Consider the following 17,158-nt stretch of genomic DNA (forward strand, 5'->3'; position numbering starts at 1 on the left):
TCCGAACAAGTTTCACATTTGGAGGATCGATGAGCGACTTCCTCTGGGGAGTGTCGACGTCCGCGTTCCAGATCGAAGGCGCGTTCGACGCGGGCGGCCGAGGCCCCTCGGTGTGGGACGACTTCGCTCCGGTGCACGACGACGACAGCGCCCGCGTTGCGTGCGATCACTACTACCGGTGGCGCGAGGACGTGGCACTCATGACCCAGCTGGGGGTCAACGCCTACCGGTTCTCCATCGCGTGGCCGCGCATCCAGCCCAGCGGCAAGGGCCCGGCCAACGCCGAGGGCCTCGACTTCTACGACCGGCTCGTCGATGCGCTCGTCGAGGCCGGCATCGCGCCCGTGGCCACGCTCTACCACTGGGACACGCCGCTGCAGCTCGAAGCCGAGGGCGGCTGGCTCGGCCGCGACATCGCCGACCGGTTCGCCGACTACACCGCACTGCTCGCGGAACGGCTGGCCGACCGGGTCCACATGTGGATTCCGATCAACGAACCGGCCATGGTCACGTTGCAGGGCTATGCGATCGGTGAGCACGCACCGGGCAAGACGCTGCTCTTCGACGCGTTGCCGACCGCCCACCACCTGAACCTCGCTCACGGCCGTGCGGTGGAAGTTCTGCGCGGCCACAACGCCCGCTCGGTCGGTACCGCGAACAACCACACGCCCGCGTGGCCGGCCACCGCCGCCGACCAGCCCGCGGCCGACGCGTACAGCGACGTCCACAACTGGCTGTACGCCGATCCGGTGCTGGCCGGCCGCTATCCGGACTCGGTCGCCGAGCTCATGCCCGTCCGGGACGGCGACCTCGCGACCATCCACCAGCCGCTCGACTTCTACGGCGTCAACTACTACAACCCGACCAGGCTGACGCTGCCGTCGGAGGGCAACCCGCTGCCGTTCGAGCTGGTCGAGGTCGACGAGTACCCGCGCACCGGGTTCGGCTGGCCGGTTGTGCCGTCCGGGCTCACCGAGATGATCGCCACCCTGCGCGAACGGCACCCGGACCTGCCGCCGGTGCACGTCACCGAGAGCGGCTGCAGCTTCCCGCACGAGGTCGAGGACGCCGACCGGATCGCCTACCTCGACGGACACCTCAAGGCAGCGCTCGACGCCGGTGTCGACGGGTACTTCGTGTGGTCGCTGCTCGACAACTTCGAGTGGGAGGCCGGCTACTCGCAGCGGTTCGGCCTGGTGCACGTCGACTTCGAGACCCAGCGCCGCACGCCGCGCGACTCGTTCCACTGGTACCGCAGGGTGATCAGCGGTGAGTGAGGCGCTGGCCGAACCGGTCGTCCCGGTCCGGCGGGGCTGGATGGCCTGGCTGTTCGCCGCGAACCTCGGGCTGTGGCTGGCGGTCTACGCGCCGATCCAGGTCCTGCTGCCGCAGCAGGCCGAGCTGCTCGACGTGGCGGACAAGGAGTTCGTGTTCGGCGTCGTCACCGGCGTCGGCGCCGCCGTGTCGCTGCTGGTGGTGCCGCTCATCGGGTACCTGTCCGACCGCACGACCTCGCGGTTCGGCCGGCGCCACCCGTGGACGCTGATCGGGGCGGTCGTCGGCGCGATCGGCCTGGCGGTGCTCGCCACCGCGCCGTCCGTCGCGGTCATGACCGCCGGCTGGTGCCTGGTGCAGGCCGGGATCGGCGGCATGCTCGCCGCGCTCACCGCCGTGGTGCCCGACCAGGTGCCCATCGCCCAACGGGCGCAGGTCGGCGGGTTGATCGGCATCAGCCAGATGCTCGGCACGGTGCTGGGCGCGGTCGTGGTGACGTTGCTGGTCAGCGGACTGCGAGCCGGTTATTTGGCGTGCGCGGCCATCGTGCTCGTCGGTGCCGTCTTCTTCGTCCTGCGCACGCCCGACACGCAGCTCGTCACCAAGCCGGTGCGGCCGACGTTCTGGATCTCACCCCGGGAGCACCCCGACTTCGCCTGGGCGTGGGCCGGGCACCTCCTGATCAACCTCGGCAACGCGTTCGGCACGCTCTACCTCCTCTACTTCCTCGGCGACGTGGTCCACCACGAGTCGCCGGAGGACGGACTGCTCGTGCTGATGGCGCTCTACGGGGTGGCGCTCGCCGCAGGAGCGGTGCTGTTCGGCGCACGGAGTGATCGTTCCGGGCGCCGGAAGCCGTACGTCTACCTCGCCGCGGTCGTGATGGCGCTCGCCGCTCTGCTGCTCGTCGCCTGGCCGACCTGGACCGCCGCGCTGGTCGCCGCACCGCTGCTGGGCGTCGGCTTCGGCACGTACTGGGCCGTGGCCATCGCGCTGCTCACCCAGGTGCTGCCGGCGGCGTCCGACCGGGCCAAGGACCTCGGCGTGCTGAACGTGGCCAACGCGTTGCCGCAGGTCATCGCGCCCTTGCTGACCGCGGTGATCTTGGCCAACCTTGGCGGGTACCGCGGTCTGTTCGCGGCGTCGGCGCTGGCGACGGCGGTGGCGGGAGTGTTGATGAGTCGAGTGCGATCGGTGGACTGATGCGACTGTCGGGCAAGCGGGTACTGGTCACGGGCGCGTCCCAGGGCATCGGCGCGGAGACCGCGTTCCGGTTCGCGGCACGCGGTGCGCACGTCCACCTGGTGGCCCGCAGCGCCGAGCTGCTCGATCTGCAGGTCGAGCGGATCACCGAGTTCGGCGGTTCCGCGACCGCCCATCCGGCCGACCTCGCCGACGCCGCGCAGATCCACGCGCTCGCCGAGGCCGTGGAGACGCCGGACGTGCTGGTCAACAACGCGGGTGTCGGGCGCTGGTTGTTCCTCGACGAGTGCTCGCAGGACGACCTGGCCACGATGACCGCCGTGCCGTTCATGGCCGCCATGCTGCTCACCAGGGAGTTCCTCGGCGCCATGCGGTCGCGCGGCTCCGGCTGGATCGTCAACGTGAACTCGCCGGTGTCGCGGCTGCCGATCCCCGGCGCGGCCGGCTACCAGTCGGCGCGCTGGGCGTTGCGCGGCCTGACCGCGTCCCTGCGGCTCGACCTGCGCGGGACCGGCGTCGGCGTGAGCGAGGTCGTGCCGGGCAAGGTCTCCAGCGAGTACTTCGCCAACAACCCCGGCGCGGAGGAGCGGATTCCGGCGATCGCCAGGCTGATCCCGACGGTCACGCCCGACCGTGTCGCCACGGCGATCGTCGACGCCGTGGAGAAGGAACGCGCCGAGCACCTGTTCCCGTGGCAGCTCAAGGCGTTCGAACTGTCCGGCCGCTTGCTGCCCGGCCTCACGTCCTACCTCACGTGGAAAACGGGTACGCGCCGCTGAAGCCGGGCGCGGAACCGGGAGCACCGGCAGCAGAAACCGCGGGAAGTGGGAAGAAGCGGCGCGCAGCTCCAGCCGTGCTCGCGGCGTCCGAACGTGGAAACGGCCCCTCACCCGCGCGGGAGGTGCAGGCAAGGGGCCGGGGTTGGTGACCGCGGACCGGTACCGGTCGGGAGGGAAGGTGCACGGCACCGGCCCGCGGGAATCTGTGGAGTTGAGCTGACCGGGGTCCGCGATGCAGCGGTCGGGGGTTCGCACATCGCGGACCACCGGTCAGTAGGCCGTTTGCAGACCTGGTCGTGTCGGGGGGACGCCAGGTCGGTCGCAAAGGCCCGTTAGTGGGCTCGAGCCACCGCGCGGCGGGTCCGGGTGACAGGAGGGGTCACCGGGGCCTCGCGCAGGTGGCGAGCCGGGCGCGGGGCGAGACCGCCCGCGACCAGGTGTTCGTACGCGGCGCGCCACACCGAGCAAGGTGACTTCTGCTGGCGCCAACGACCGGAGCACTCGGGGCAGTTGCCCTTCTCGTCCGGCTCGTGCGCTGCCAGCAGAGCACGCCATCCCTCGGTCAGCCGAGGGAGCTCGGATCGAGCCACCGACAGGAGGGACGGGGCGTCAGCGCGGCTCGCCAGCTCCGTGAGCAGGTCGAGGCGTTCCCACACAGCGTTGCGAAGAACCTGTCCGAGGATCGCGTCCATCGAAACGTCACCGTCACCTTTCCGCCTGGTCGGCGGCTTCGCGTAGCGCAGCCCTGAGCTGTACGAGCTGGTCGTGGGACAAGACTGCCGTCTCCCCGGGAGGGCCGACCAGGACCACTCGGCCCTGAACCACCTTCACGGTGAGCTGGCGGTCCCGGTCGACCACGTCGCCGCAGCTGATCTGCCACGTCCGACGCTGCCCGGTCGTGCCGCGCCATGTGGATCCGGTGTCACCCGTCTCCACGATGGAGGTGGAGCCGGGGGAGGAGCTGTCCATCGGTTGGCTGTTCCTCTCCGTGCTCACTCGCTTACCGGAATCCAGATTGCGATGATTCATGCCGGAACGGGACGTCACAGCGCCCACCGGTGGAACTCTTACGGTGAGCGGTAAGCGGTGTTCGGCAGGGCCGATCAGCCCTGCCGAAGAGGACTTCTCGGGCTCGGGGACCTCCCCCTAGTCTGCCGATGACGCCCAACGGACTGTGAGGGTGCGCGATGAACACCATGAGTTCCCAGGGCTCTCCGATCCCCACCGACGTGTGGGACCAGCAGGAGATGCGGGACGCACTGGCCCGACGGGAGATCAGCTCGGTCTACCGGCTGCTCCGACGGCACGGCGTGTCCCAGCGCCAGATCGCGGCGCTCACCGGGCAGTCGCAGTCCGAGGTCTCGGAGATCCTCAAGGGACGTCAGGTGATGGCCTACGACGTCCTGACCAGGATCGCCATCGGCCTGGGTGTCCCACGTGGATACATGGGTCTCGCCTATGACGAGACAACGGCAGTGAGGGTGGCCGCAGCCGCGGACACACCCCATCCTGAGGAGGACGAGTCGGTGAAGCGTCGGAAGTTCCTCGCGCACGCCGCCGCCGTGACAGTCGGCGCGGCCGTGTTCGGAGCGGACTCCGGGTCGTGGGTCTCACACCCCACACAGACTCCGGCTCCGGGACGCATCGGCATGACCGACGTGCGCCAGGTGGAAGCGGCCACCCGCGCGTTGCGCGCCCTCGACTACCAGTACGGCGGCGGCTCCTGCCGCGACGCGGTCGTCGCCCAGCTGTCCTGGGGACAGCAGATGCTCGGTGCGAGCTCCACGGACGTCGTGCGCCAGCGCCTCTACGTCGCACTGGCCGACCTGCACAACCTCGCCGGCTGGACGTCGTTCGACACGGGCCTGATGGACTCCGCCCGCAACCACTTCGGTCAGGCGCTCGACCTCGCCAAGCAGGGCGACAACGAGGCGCTGATGGCGAACATCCTGTACCGCATGGGCCGCGTGTACCTGCACCAGAACGCCCCCGACGACGCGCTCAAGGTGTTCCAGCTCGGCCAGCTGGCCGCGCAGAACTCCGGTTCCGAGCTCGCGGTGGGCATCCTGTGCGCCAACGAGGCCTGGGCGTACGCGAAGATGGGCTCCGACGAGCAGGCGCTCAAGCTGCTCGGCCGCGCCCGCGACGAGTTCTCCCGCGCCAACGTCGCCGAGGCGCCCGCGTGGGCCAAGTTCTTCAACGAGATCGACCTCTCGTCCATGATCGGCACGGTGCACACGGAGCTGGCTCAGACGGTGGACGCCAAGTACACGAGGACCGCCATTCCCGCGCTGTCCAAGGCGATCAACAACTTCGGCGACGACATGGCCCGCAGCCGGTCGTTCAACCTGACCTCGATGTCGATCAACCACCTCATCGAGGGCGACATCGACCACGGCGCCAAGATCGGCCGCCAGGCGGTCGACCTGTCGGAGAGCCTCAAGTCGGTGCGCACCAAGCAGCGCATGGAGCCGTTGCGCCAGGAGGCCGAGAAGCGCCGCAACAACCCCGAGGCCCGCGAGCTGGCCGACCGCGTCGCCCGCTTCACCGGAGCCGACACGGCTGCCTGACCAGCACGTCGTTTGGGCCCCATAGCACCACGTTCGGATGGCGTGGGACACGAACCGGTAACGCCAGGAGCCCCTGACACGAATGCAGCATCGACGGGCGGGAAACACAGGGCCTAAGGTGCGGCAGGTCGGGGCGAAGGGCGGGGTGCGGCGCGTGATGCTTACTCGGAGGTGGCGGTCACGGAGAGCGCTGCGGTCCGCGCAGCTGCTCGACGAGGTCGTGGACACCCAGCTGCCGCTGCTCGCGTCGTTCGACGAGGAGCGCCGGCGGCGTTCCGCCGACTACCTCGCCGAGCTCGTCGCCCTCGCGCAGGACTACCGCTACTACGCCAACGGCTGGATCGACAGCCGTGAGCTCGACCGCCGCGGCCAGCGGACGATGAACCGCCTGGCCCGCATGCGCGAAGAATCTTCGGCCCGACTGATCACCGACTAGTCCGTTCGCGCGCTGTTCGCCGCGTCGAACGGACCACTCGCCGAGTGCAGCCCCGGTCACCCCGGATGTTTCACGTTGAACAACGCATCACCAGGGCACCGGACCATCGCCGTCGAAGAGGCCACCGGTCGGCCCGTCGTCGGGCAGCGTGGCCAGCTCGACCGCGATCCGCGCGGCGTTCGCCGGCGTCTCCCGCCCCTGGAAGTCGTTGAACTCGGTCGCGACGTAGCCGGGGCAGGCGCCGTTGACCTTCATGCCGGTCAACTCCTTGGCGTACTGCACGGTGACGGCGTTCAGGAACGTCTTCGACGGCGTGTAGATCCCGTCGATGTCGTGGAAGGCCGCGTCCGGCGCGGTCTGCAGGGTCAGCGACGACAGGTGGCTCGACTGGTTGACGATCCGCGGCCGTGCCGACCGGCTCAGCAGGGGCAGCACCGCGTTGGTGACCCGGACGACGCCGATCACGTTGGTCTCCAGCACCTCCCGCAGGCCCGCCGGGGTGGCGGCGGACGGCGGCGTGGGCCACGACCCGGCGATGCCCGCGTTGTTGACCAGCACGTCGAGGCGGCCGAACCGCTCCTCGAACAGCGCCGCGGCCGCGGCCACGCTCTCGTCGTCGGTCACGTCCAGCGGCACGAAGAACGCGTCCGCGCCGTTCGCCCGCAGCTTCTCCGCCGCCTCCTCGCCACGCCGGGCGTCCCGAGCGCCCACACCGACACTCATGCCGAGCGCGCCGAGACCGGCGGCGATCTCGTACCCGATGCCCTTGTTCGCGCCCGTGACCAGTGCAATCGTCTGTTCGCTCATGTCTCTGATCGTCTTCCGCGAGGCCGTGAAGATCAACACCACCTCGGTGTCGCAGCGATACCCCAGCGGTATGGATACGGTGGACGGCGTGGAGACCAGGGAGCTCCGTTACTTCGTCGCGGTCGCCGAGGCGCTGCACTTCGGCCGCGCCGCCGAACGCCTGGGCATCGCCCAGCCGCCGCTGTCGCGCACCATCGCGCAGCTCGAACACCGGCTCGGCGTCGAACTGCTGACCCGCACCAGCCGCAAGGTCCTGCTCACCGCCGCCGGCGCGACCCTGCTGGCCGAGGCCAGGGCGATCCTCGCCGCTGTCGTCGCGGCCGAACGCCGCACCAGGGACGCGGCCGCCGACCGGCCGTCGCTGGTGCTCGCCGCGAAGGCGGGCAGCTCCGGTGAGGTGCTGGCGAAGCTGCTCGACGTGTACGCGGCCCAGCCCGGTGCCGTGCCGGTCGACGTCCTGCTGTGCGAGTCGAACACCCACGTCCCGCTGCTCGACGGACGGGCCGACGTGGCGTTGCTGCACGAGCCGTACGACCCGACGACCGGCCTCGACGTGGAGGTCCTGCACACCGAGGACCAGGTCGCGGTGATGCCGTCGGCGCACCCGCTCGCGGGAGTGGCGCAGCTGCGGATGGCGGACGTCAGCGGTCTGGCCGAACGGGCCCGCTGGCCGCGTCCGGACGGCACCTACCCGGACGGTCCCGGCATCGAGGTGCGCAACCTGACGCAGCTGTTCCAGATGATCGAGCTCGGCAGGGCCGTCGCCGTGGTGCCGGAGGACTTCCGCACGAGGCTCACCGAAGGGCTGGTCGCCGTTCCGGTCGTGGACGCCCCGAAGGTGACCACGGTGATCGCGTGGCCACCGCACAGCCGGTCACGGGCGCTCGCCGACCTGGTCAGGGTCGCGACCGGGGTCAGCTGACCGGTGCGCGGCTCAGCACGACGGCCAGGCCGAACGCCAGGCCCATGACGGTGATCTCGAAGACCGCCCACTGCACGATCGCCGTGGTCCGGTGCTGCGAGATCTGCGGCAGCAGTTTCCACCGGATGCGCGCGCCGAGCACCGCGACCGCGGCCGCGCACGCCGCCTTGCCGAGGAACAGCAGGCCGTAGCCGGTGGTGAACATCGACTGCGGGAACGGCACGACCGGGTTGAGGGCCAGCTCCAGCAGACCGTTGAACAGGCCGGTCACCGTGACGACGACCAGGCTGACGGTCGCGATCCGGGAGAACTTCGGCAGCGCGACGGCGAGCAGGCCCTTGCGGTACGCGACCAGCGCCATCAGCGCGCCGAGCCCGCCGGTCCACGCCGCCGCGCCCAGCACGTGCAGCTCCATGGAGACCATCGAGTAGTCGTGGTACTTCCAGTTGGAGGCGTGCCCGGTGACCGGGATCGGCAGCAGGCCGAACATCGAGACCAGGATGCGCAGCTCGGCCGGCACGGACTCGCCGCTGCGCACCGCCAGCACGCCGACCAGCAGGTACGCGAACGCGCAGGCGGCGCTGAACAGCAGGCCCTTGCCGGCGCCGACCGTGGCGATGTAGTCGACCGCGTTGCCGATGCTGACGTCGCTGCCCGGCCGCAGCTCCGCCGCCTGCAGGACGATCGCGAGCAGCGCGGTCACCACCCAGACCGCCGCGGCGACGACCGCGGCGGGCCGGGCGATCCGCATGACCGGTTCGGTGTGCGTGGGCCGGTCGAAGCCGAGCAGCTTCGGCAGGATCGACAGGCCGACGACGATCGTCGCCGACACGTCGAGCAGCACGCGGGTGACCGGCAGGCCGTACCGGACCGCCGCCCCGGCGTCCACGACCCCGGCGACCACGACGGGGGGCGCCAGCACGAGGCCGAGGGCGATGCCCGCGAGCGCGCCGAACACCAGACCGGCGAGCACGCGGTAGTGGGTGGGGGCGGTGGTCCGGACGTCGCTCATGCCTTGGCGCTCCCGCCGCCGCCGCGCAGGGCGATGAACACGCCGCCGCCGAGCAGCACCACGGCGCCGACGATCCACACCCACAGCGGGATGCCGCCACCGGAGTCGCTGCTGCCGGAGGCGTCGGCGCTGGCCGGGGTGGTGGGCGTACCGGTGCCGTCCTTGGTGAGCGTGAACGTCAGCTCACCGGAGACCGGGTGGCCGTCCGCGGACAGGATCCGGTAGCCGATCTTGTACTGACCAGCCTTGCCCAGGGCGTTGACCTGGGCGGACACCGAGTTGTCGGTGATCTTCGGGTCGCCCGGCACCTCGTAGTGGCCGCCGTTCGCGTCCACCACCGAGATCGTGTTGATGTCCTTGCCGCCCTGCACGTCCTGGTCGAAGGTCAGCGTGACCGAGGACGGGCCGGCCTCCAGCGAGGCCTTGTCCTTCGGGTCGCTGCTGATCAGTGCGTTGTGCGCCGAAGCGGGCGCGGCCGTGGTGAGCACGGCCGCACCCGCGATCAGGCACGCGATGAGTGCGCGCTTCATGCTGTGGGTCACGCCTTCCTGCGCGAACGCAGGATCGCGCCGATGCCGAAGCCCAGGCCCAGCGCACCGACGGCCAGGCCGGCGCCACCGAGGTAGCGGGCGGTCTGGTCGGAACCGGCGGCCGACGCCTCGTGCGTGTCGGTCGAGTTCGCGGCGTTCGTCGAGCCGTGGCCGTGGTCGTCACCGTCCGCCTTCTTCGGGGCGAGCTTCAGCGCGGGTGCCGGGTGCTCCGGCTCCTTGCCGTCGGCGCCCGCGGGCTGGCTCCAGTCGACGACCTCGCCGTTCTCGTAGGTCTGCTTCGTCGGCAGCAGCAGGGTGTCCTTCTCCGGCAGGGTGCCGAGGGCGACGTAGAACTCCTGGTACTCGTTGACCCCGATCTTCGTGCCGGGCTCCGCGGTCCAGGTGATCGACGTGAACGCCTCGGTGATCTCCTTGCCGGCGACCGTGACGGGCTTGTCGAGCTTGCCCTTGACCGCCTCTGCCTTCCAGCCGGGCAGCGGCCGGGTGCGCACCGAGGTGAGCGGGGTGTCCTGCGGCAGCGTGACCTCGATCTTGGTCGTGCCGGCGTTGTCCCGCTCGTTCGGGACGCGGAACGCGAACGTGGCGCGGCCGCCCTGCGTGAACTCCGAGGGCTGGGCGCTGACGTGCGCGGACGCGATCGCGGGGGTGCCGAGGACGGCGAACCCGGCCACGGCGAGGACGGCGAGCGCGCGCACGCCAAAGCGATGTGCAGACATGTGGTTGTGGCTCCTGATGCCAAAGGGGGGAGATGCGGGTGCGTGGGTGTCAGGAACCACAGGGCGGGCCGCGCAGCCCGTGGGCACGGCTCAGCTCGGCGGCGTGTGCGCGCCGCAGGTAGGGCGTGCCGGTGGACGTCCGCACCGGCGTGAGCACCGGCTGCGGCGTGAGCCTGCGGGGGATCAGGCGGGTGACTGCGGCGAACAGCCGGAACAGCGCGTTCTCCGCGTGGAACAGCAACAGCCCGGTCAGCGTCGCCGCGACGAGGTGCGCGCCGAACATCTGCCAGGTGAGCGTGCCGGTGTGCTCGTGGCTGACCCAGGTCAGCAGCAGGTGCTGCGCGAGCTGGGCCGTGGCGAGCCCGGCCATGACCGAGAGCCTCCCGGTCCGCCGGTCCGCGAGCGACGCCGCCGCGAACGCGATCAGCACCACCAGCGGCAGCGCGTGGACGAACTCCGCGAGCTCACCACCGCCGATGCCGTGGGCGGCGATCGTGAGCGCCGACGAGGTCACCGCGAGAACGGCACCGCGAAGGGTGCGCATCTCACTCGACCGGGTGCTCACGGATCTGAGGGTAATGCGACCGGTTTGCATCGGTCCACGAGTGGGTATCTAGGGCCGCATGCACAACCAATGCGACAGGCCGGGCCGCACCGACCGGGTCGTGTTCGGCGTTGCCGCAGGTCTCACGCTTGCATTCGTGGCCTGGGGGATTGCCGGAACTGACTCGTTGGCCTCGGCCTCGAAGACCGCGCTCGGGTGGGTCATCCAGAACCTGGGATGGGCCTTCGTGCTCACGGCGTCCGGCTTCGTGCTGTTCGCCCTCTGGCTCGCCTTCAGCCGTTACGGCAAGATCCCGCTCGGTCGTGACGACGAGAAACCCGAGTTCAAGACGGTCTCGTGGGTCGCGATGATGTTCAGCGCCGGCATGGGCATCGGGCTCATGTTCTACGGCGTGAACGAGCCGCTCACGCACTTCGTGAAGCCGCCGCCCGGCACCGAGGGCGACCCCCTCGAGACCGCCATGGCCACCACGCTCTTCCACTGGACCCTGCACCCGTGGGCGATCTACGCCGTCGTCGGCATCGCGATCGCCTACGGGAGCTTCCGCCGTGGCCGGTCGTCGCTGATCAGCGCTGCCTTCGCCCCTCTGCTCGGTCGCAGGGCCGCGTCGGGGTGGGGCCGTGCGATCGACGTGATGGCGATCTTCGCCACGCTGTTCGGCTCGGCCGCCTCCCTCGGTCTCGGCGCCCTGCAGATCGGGAGCGGGCTGGAGGCGGCCGGGTGGGGTGGCCAGGTCGGCAAGGGCGTGCTGGTCGCGGTCATCGCCGTGCTGACCGTGGCGTTCGTCGCATCCGCCGTCTCGGGGGTCGCGAAGGGCATCCAGTGGCTGTCGAACACCAACATGGTGCTGGCCGTGGTGCTGGCGCTGTTCCTGTTCGTCGTCGGCCCGACGGTGTTCATCCTGAACCTGCTGCCCACCGCGCTCGGCGACTACTTCCGCGAGCTGGCCAACATGGCCGGTCGCACCGCCGCCTCCGGTGGTGAGGCGACCGAGACGTGGCTGTCCGGCTGGACGATCTTCTACTGGGCGTGGTGGATCTCCTGGACGCCGTTCGTCGGCACGTTCATCGCCCGCATCTCGCGCGGCCGCACGATCCGCCAGTTCGTCGCCGGCGTGATCCTCGTGCCGTCCGCGGTGTCGCTGGTGTGGTTCGCGATCCTCGGCGGCTCGGCGATCTTCGAGCAGCGGTCCGGTGTGGACCTCGCGGGCCAGTCGACGCCGGAGTCGCAGCTGTTCTCGCTGCTCGACCAGTTCCCGCTGGCCACCGTGGCCGGCGTGGTCGTGATGATCCTCGTCGCCATCTTCTTCGTGTCCGGCGCCGACGCCGCGTCCATCGTGATGGGAACGCTCTCCCAGCGGGGCTCCATGCACCCGACCAAGGCCGTGGTGGTGTTCTGGGGCGTGCTCACCGGTGCCGTGGCCGCGGTGATGCTGCTGGTCGGCGGCTCCAACGCGTTGACCGGCCTGCAGAACCTCACGATCATCGCGGCGCTGCCGTTCATGGTCGTGATGGTCGGCCTGTGCGTCTCGCTGGCCAAGGACCTGCGGTCCGACCCGATGATCCGGCGCGAGGAACGCGTGGCCGAGGTCATGGAGGAGGTCACCGCCCACCTCGACCCCGGTCAGGTGGTCGAGGAGGCGGCGGTCGAGGCCGTGGCCAAGGTGACCGGGCGCACGCCGAACGTCAGCGCACGTTCAGACGCCTGAGCAGTTCCTGCTCCAACACGTCCAGATCGGTTCCGACGGCCCGGTGCGCTGCTTTGCGCCGGGCCGTCGGCATGCGTTCGGAAGCGCGCACGGCGGCGAGCAGTTGCGACAGGCGCGCCTCGGTCTTCGAAACCCAATCGGAATCCGCGGCCCGCACCGTCTCGAGCGACTCCGAAAAGCCGACGATCCGCGCGTGCAACCGGGCCCCGTAACCGGAGTACCGGCCGATGTCGGCCACGTCGATGCCGAGCCTCCGTGCGCGGTAGCGGTCGTACTGCTCGCTCAAAACCCCAGCTCCGCGGGCGATCACGGGGGCCAGCACCGGGATGAGCGCGGGCGCCACCACCTTCGCGACGCCGACCAGGTTCTTCGCCCTGCCGGGCGTGAATCCGGCCTTCGCTTTGCGCGCCATTCGGGTACACCTCCTCCGTCACGTGAAACTTACTGCCCAGGTTGCTGGCACATGAGGTCGGCGCGCGACATACGCTGCACCGGTGACTTCCCAGGTGCAGCTAGACGCCGGCGTGGTCACTCGTTGTCGGCGGCGGGTGCACCTCGAAAACGATCCGGAGATGCGCGACGCTCCCAAAGCGGCGCTGGACCCGGCTTCGGAACAACGGAAAGCGGACGCGGCGAACCACCGCCGCGCGGTGGCGGACGCCCTCGGGCGGATCGTCGGCTCTAACCTCTTCGAGGTGCCGAACGGTCCCGAGGTGCGCACCGCGGACCGGGAACGCGTCACGCTCGCGGCGATGGAGATGGGCGCGCCTTACATCTGGGGCGCCGCACTGCCGCGTGACCCGCGTGGCGGCCGTCGCGGTGGCATCGACCTGCTGGTGAAGGACGCGACCGGGTACGTGCCGGTGCTCGTGGTGCGGCACAAGATCACCGACCCCGGCCAGGGCGCGCGCACCAGCCCGTTGACCATGCCGTTGCCCGGCGGCAGCCGCACCGACCCGCATCGCAAGGTCCGGCCGCAGCCCCGTGACCAGCTGCGGCTCGCGCACGCCCAGCGCCAGCTCCAGGCCGCGGGCCACGCGACGAACGCCCGCGCGACCGGTGGCGTGATCGGCATGGACGCCGACGTGGTGCTGTGGCACGACCTGGAGGCACCGACCTGGCCCGGCGGACGCACCGCGCTGGCCGAGTACGACGCGCGGTTCTCCGACCGGCTGGCCGTGGCGCTGGCGGCGGCGAACCAGAAGGACCCGCTCGCCAAGCCGTCGCGGATCGTCGACTGCAAGACCTGCCCGTGGTGGCCGACCTGCGACACCGACCTCAAGCGCGGCAGGGACGTCTCACTGGTCGTGCGCGGTGAGGACGCGGTGGCGCTGCGCAGGGTCGGTCTGTCCACTGTGGACCAGCTGGCGGAGCTCGACCCGGCCTCTGACGGCCCGATCCAGCTCGTCGGCATGCCGTTCGGCGACGCGGTCGTGCTCGCGCGGGCGTGGTTGCGCGACCTCACGCTGGTCCGCCGCGTGCGGGAGATGAACGTGCCGCGCGCCGACGTCGAGGTCGACGTCGACATGGAGAGCTTCGGCGACCTGGGCGCGTACATGTGGGGATGTCTGTTGTCCGGCAAGGACGTCGACGAGGACCACGGCTACCGCGCGTTCGTCACGTGGGACGCGCTGCCGTGCGACGACGAGGCTCGCTCGTTCGCCGAGTTCTGGACCTGGCTGACCGGCATCCGCCTGCGCGCCAAGGCACGCGGCCTGTCGTTCCGCGCCTACTGCTACAACGAGCTCGCCGAGAACCGCTGGCTGCTGGCGTCCGCGGAACGGTTCGCCGGCAAGCCCGGCATCCCGACCGTGGCGCAGGTCAAGGAGTTCATCGGCTCCGACGCGTGGGTGGACCTCTTCGGCATCGTGCGCGAGCAGTTCCTGTGCGCCCACGGCAAGGGACTGAAGATCATCGCCCCGGTCGCCGGCTTCACGTGGCGCGACCCGGAGGCGGGCGGCGAGAACTCGATGCGCTGGTACCGGTCCGCGGTCGGCCTGAACGGCGACCCGCTCGACCTCGACCAGCGACGCAGGCTCTTGGAGTACAACGAGGACGACGTCCGAGCCACCCACCGCCTGCGCGAGTGGATGACCTCGGACGCGATGTCCCGCCTGCCCTACGCCGGCGACCTCTGACGCGCCGCCCGCCCACGCCGAACGCACGCGGGGACCTTTCGTACCTCATGTGAGTACGAAAGCTCCCCGCGTGCACTCGAGAAGCAGGCGCGTGGGGCTAGCGAGGGGACATGCGGAGGGCGCCGTCCATGCGGATGACCTCGCCGTTGAGGTAGTCGTGCTCCACGATCGACACGGCCAGCTGCGCGTACTCCGACGGCTGCGCCAGGCGCTTCGGGAACGGCACACCGGCGGCGAGGCCCGCGCGGAACTCGTCGGAGACCGTGGCGAGCATCGGGGTGTCGACGATGCCGGGGGCGATGGTCAGCACGCGGATGCCGACGGAGGACAGGTCGCGCGCGGCCGGGAGGGTCATGCCGACGACGCCGCCCTTGGAGGAGGCGTAGGCGACCTGACCGATCTGACCGTCGAACGCGGCGATCGAGGCGGTGTTGATGATGACGCCGCGGGCGCCGTGCTCGAGCTCCTCGGTCTTGCCCATCGCGGCGGCGGCGAGGCGCAGCACGTTGAACGTGCCGATCAGGTTGACCTCGACGACCTTGCGGTAGAGGTCGAGGTCGTGCGGGCCGCTCTTGCCGACGGTCCTGGTCGACGGGCCGATGCCCGCGCAGTTCACCGTGATGCGCAGCGGGGCGCCGGAGCCGGCCGCGGTGTCGACGGCGGCCTGGACCTCGTCGCCGGAGGTCACGTCGGCGGCCAGGTAGGTGACGTTCTCGACGGCTTCCGCCTTCTCGATCGCGCCGGGCAGGTCGAGCGCGAACACCTGCGCTCCACGCGCCGCCAGCGCACGTGCGGTCGCGCCGCCGAGACCGGACGCGCCACCGGTGACGATGGCCGCGGTACCCGAGATCTCCATGCCTTCACCTTCCTCGAAGCGAACTGCTCGCGAGGAGGTTAACGCTCGTTACCCGGTGGTCGACCCCCGGACCGGGTCAACGGTCGGACAGGTGCAGCAGCGCCACCAGGGGCACCGCTGCCAGCACCGCGAGGCCGATGAAGATCATTGCGATCAGCAGAACTCCCATGCCTTGAACTGTGCCGTTCGACGGTGTTCGAAACATCGCCCGCGCCGGTAGACCTCTGGGAGGAGATCTGTCACGGTCAGCTACGACGAAAGTCGTACGGTGTTCCCCGAGCGGCCAACCGGGGATGTCAGGGTCACCCGCATGTTCGCCCGTCGCATCGCGGTCGTCGGCACCGGCTACGTGGGACTCACCACGGGGGCCTGCCTCGCATCACTGGGACACCGCGTCGTGTGCGCGGACGTCGACGCGGAGAAGGTGGTCAGACTGCGCGCCGGCCAGGTCGACATCCTCGAACCGGGGCTCGCCGAGCTCGTCGTCGAGGGCCGGCTGGCCGGACGGCTGGAGTTCGTCGTCGGTGCCGCTCCCGCGGTGCGGGACGCCGACGTCGTGTTCTTCTGCCTGCCGACGCCGATGGGCGCGGGTGGTGCGGCCGACCTCAGCGCCGTCGAGTCCGTGGCCGCCGAGATCCGCGACGTGCTGCCGTACGGGACGGTCGTGGTCACCAAGTCCACGGTGCCCGTCGGTACGTCGGAACGCGTGCGCGCGTTGCTCGGGCGTGAGGACGTGGCGGTGGTGTCGAACCCCGAGTTCCTGCGCGAGGGCACTGCCGTGCGCGACTTCCTGCACCCGGACCGGATCGTGGTCGGGTCGGACTCGCCGTCCGCGGCCGAGCGGGTGGCGGCGCTGTTCGCCAAGCTGGGCGCCCCGACCGTGCTGATGGACGCCGCCAGCGCCGAGATGGTCAAGTACGCCGCGAATTGCTTCCTCGCGATGAAGCTCTCGTACGTCAACGCGGTCGCCGAGCTGTGCGAACGGCTGGGCGCCGACGTTGAGTCGGTCACCGAGGGCATGGGCTACGACAAGCGGATCGGGCAGTCGTTCCTGCGGCCGGGACCGGGCTGGGGCGGGTCGTGCCTGCCCAAGGACACGCACGCGATGGTGCAGATCGCCGAGGCGGCGGGTGTCGACTTCGGACTGGTCCGCTCCACGATCGAGGCGAACGTCCGCGCACAGCTGCGGGTCGTCGAGAAGGTCCGCGCCGCCTGCGGTGGAACGCTCGCCGGAGTGCGGATCGGCGTGCTCGGGCTCGCGTTCAAGGCCGGCACGAACGACCTGCGCGACTCGCCCGCCTTGGCCGTGGCGGAACAGCTGGTGCTGGAGGGTGCCGAGCTCACCGCCCACGACCCGGAGGTGAGCGGGCCGATCACCGGGATGCTGGTGGTCGACGACCCGTACCAGGCGGTCAAGGGCGCCGAGGCGGTCGTGCTGCTGACCGACTGGCCGGTGTTCCGCACGCTCGACTGGTCGCGGGTGGCCGAGCTCATGGACGGTCACACGATCGTCGACTCCCGGAACCACCTGGACGCGGAGGCGCTGGCCCGCGCGGGGCTGCTCCATTCGGGCGTGGGTCGTGCGTCACTCGGAGTCACGCAATTTAGTTAGCCCCGCGT

General features: G+C 70.5%; 18 protein-coding genes. 9 read left to right on the forward strand and 9 right to left on the reverse strand.

All coding sequences use genetic code 11. The features are described from left to right. Positions 1–29: 29 nt before the first annotated feature. From ACZ7CD_RS04245 to ACZ7CD_RS04255, 3 genes are read left to right on the forward strand one after another with little or no spacing between them, the layout of a single operon-like run. Positions 30–1,277, forward strand: coding sequence for a GH1 family beta-glucosidase (locus ACZ7CD_RS04245; protein ID WP_470378288.1), 1,248 nt, complete (start codon positions 30–32; stop codon positions 1,275–1,277). 40 nt (positions 1,278–1,317) lie between these two features. Further along, positions 1,318–2,478 (forward strand): MFS transporter, encoded by a 1,161-nt coding sequence (locus tag ACZ7CD_RS04250; protein ID WP_470378395.1) that lies wholly within the window; start codon positions 1,318–1,320, stop codon positions 2,476–2,478. Then, complete coding sequence (locus ACZ7CD_RS04255; protein ID WP_470378289.1) at positions 2,478–3,257, forward strand: SDR family NAD(P)-dependent oxidoreductase; 780 nt, start codon at positions 2,478–2,480, stop codon at positions 3,255–3,257. The genes ACZ7CD_RS04250 and ACZ7CD_RS04255 overlap by 1 nt, the downstream gene beginning before the upstream one ends. Before the next feature lie 332 nt (positions 3,258–3,589). Here the strand turns inward: ACZ7CD_RS04255 and ACZ7CD_RS04260 are convergent, their stop codons facing one another. Together ACZ7CD_RS04260 and ACZ7CD_RS04265 are read right to left on the reverse strand one after the other, a co-directional pair. Further along, positions 3,590–3,949, reverse strand: a complete 360-nt coding sequence (locus ACZ7CD_RS04260; protein ID WP_035909125.1) for a hypothetical protein — start codon at positions 3,947–3,949, stop codon at positions 3,590–3,592. Positions 3,950–3,962: 13 nt separating this feature from the next. Beyond that, complete coding sequence (locus ACZ7CD_RS04265) at positions 3,963–4,226, reverse strand: hypothetical protein (protein ID WP_360397059.1); 264 nt, start codon at positions 4,224–4,226, stop codon at positions 3,963–3,965. 218 nt (positions 4,227–4,444) lie between these two features. On the opposite strand from ACZ7CD_RS04265, the gene ACZ7CD_RS04270 reads away from it, so the two are divergent. Both ACZ7CD_RS04270 and ACZ7CD_RS04275 read left to right on the forward strand, forming a co-directional pair. Continuing rightward, entirely contained in the window at positions 4,445–5,827 is a 1,383-nt protein-coding gene (locus ACZ7CD_RS04270) for a helix-turn-helix transcriptional regulator (RefSeq protein ID WP_360397058.1), read from the forward strand. A 157-nt stretch (positions 5,828–5,984) separates the two neighbouring features. Next, complete coding sequence (locus ACZ7CD_RS04275; protein ID WP_360397057.1) at positions 5,985–6,263, forward strand: hypothetical protein; 279 nt, start codon at positions 5,985–5,987, stop codon at positions 6,261–6,263. An 87-nt stretch (positions 6,264–6,350) separates the two neighbouring features. On the opposite strand, the gene ACZ7CD_RS04280 is transcribed toward ACZ7CD_RS04275, so the two are convergent. Beyond that, positions 6,351–7,070, reverse strand: coding sequence for an SDR family oxidoreductase (locus ACZ7CD_RS04280; RefSeq protein WP_470378290.1), 720 nt, complete (start codon positions 7,068–7,070; stop codon positions 6,351–6,353). An 88-nt stretch (positions 7,071–7,158) separates the two neighbouring features. Here ACZ7CD_RS04280 and ACZ7CD_RS04285 point away from each other — a divergent pair, with 88 nt between their 5' ends. Then, positions 7,159–7,992 carry a LysR family transcriptional regulator gene (locus tag ACZ7CD_RS04285; protein WP_470378396.1) on the forward strand — a complete coding sequence of 278 codons (834 nt, stop codon included), beginning with the start codon at positions 7,159–7,161 and terminating at the stop codon, positions 7,990–7,992. On the opposite strand, the gene ACZ7CD_RS04290 is transcribed toward ACZ7CD_RS04285, so the two are convergent. Genes ACZ7CD_RS04290 through ACZ7CD_RS04305 form a run of 4 tightly spaced genes read right to left on the reverse strand, consistent with a single transcriptional unit; the run spans position 7,985 to position 10,836 of the window. Next, the gene (locus tag ACZ7CD_RS04290) at positions 7,985–9,004 is read right to left on the reverse strand and encodes a copper resistance D family protein (RefSeq protein ID WP_458429817.1); all 1,020 of its coding nucleotides are present in this window, start codon (positions 9,002–9,004) and stop codon (positions 7,985–7,987) included. The two genes, ACZ7CD_RS04285 and ACZ7CD_RS04290, sit on opposite strands and share 8 nt — an antisense overlap. After that, positions 9,001–9,534 (reverse strand): copper resistance CopC family protein, encoded by a 534-nt coding sequence (locus tag ACZ7CD_RS04295; protein WP_470378291.1) that lies wholly within the window; start codon positions 9,532–9,534, stop codon positions 9,001–9,003. The genes ACZ7CD_RS04290 and ACZ7CD_RS04295 overlap by 4 nt, the downstream gene beginning before the upstream one ends. A gap of 8 nt (positions 9,535–9,542) precedes the next feature. Beyond that, positions 9,543–10,271 (reverse strand): YcnI family copper-binding membrane protein, encoded by a 729-nt coding sequence (locus ACZ7CD_RS04300; protein ID WP_360397053.1) that lies wholly within the window; start codon positions 10,269–10,271, stop codon positions 9,543–9,545. A gap of 49 nt (positions 10,272–10,320) precedes the next feature. Continuing rightward, positions 10,321–10,836: a hypothetical protein gene (locus ACZ7CD_RS04305; RefSeq protein WP_360397052.1), complete on the reverse strand. Its 516-nt coding sequence runs from the start codon at positions 10,834–10,836 to the stop codon at positions 10,321–10,323. Between the two features lie 58 nt (positions 10,837–10,894). Here ACZ7CD_RS04305 and ACZ7CD_RS04310 point away from each other — a divergent pair, with 58 nt between their 5' ends. Beyond that, entirely contained in the window at positions 10,895–12,544 is a 1,650-nt protein-coding gene (locus ACZ7CD_RS04310; protein WP_360397051.1) for a BCCT family transporter, read from the forward strand. Here ACZ7CD_RS04310 and ACZ7CD_RS04315 read toward each other — a convergent pair. Continuing rightward, the gene (locus ACZ7CD_RS04315; RefSeq protein WP_360397050.1) at positions 12,522–12,956 is read right to left on the reverse strand and encodes a DUF6474 family protein; all 435 of its coding nucleotides are present in this window, start codon (positions 12,954–12,956) and stop codon (positions 12,522–12,524) included. The two genes, ACZ7CD_RS04310 and ACZ7CD_RS04315, sit on opposite strands and share 23 nt — an antisense overlap. Before the next feature lie 82 nt (positions 12,957–13,038). Between ACZ7CD_RS04315 and ACZ7CD_RS04320 the strand changes: the two genes are divergently transcribed. Beyond that, positions 13,039–14,682 carry a TM0106 family RecB-like putative nuclease gene (locus ACZ7CD_RS04320; protein ID WP_470378292.1) on the forward strand — a complete coding sequence of 548 codons (1,644 nt, stop codon included), beginning with the start codon at positions 13,039–13,041 and terminating at the stop codon, positions 14,680–14,682. 97 nt (positions 14,683–14,779) lie between these two features. On the opposite strand, the gene ACZ7CD_RS04325 is transcribed toward ACZ7CD_RS04320, so the two are convergent. Continuing rightward, entirely contained in the window at positions 14,780–15,538 is a 759-nt protein-coding gene (locus ACZ7CD_RS04325) for an SDR family NAD(P)-dependent oxidoreductase (RefSeq protein ID WP_458429814.1), read from the reverse strand. A gap of 310 nt (positions 15,539–15,848) precedes the next feature. Between ACZ7CD_RS04325 and ACZ7CD_RS04330 the strand changes: the two genes are divergently transcribed. After that, a complete protein-coding gene (locus ACZ7CD_RS04330) occupies positions 15,849–17,150 on the forward strand; it encodes a UDP-glucose dehydrogenase family protein (RefSeq protein ID WP_470372896.1) in 1,302 nt (433 codons plus the stop codon). Positions 17,151–17,158: the final 8 nt, after the last annotated feature.

The organism is Lentzea sp. NPDC036949, assembly GCF_055608075.1.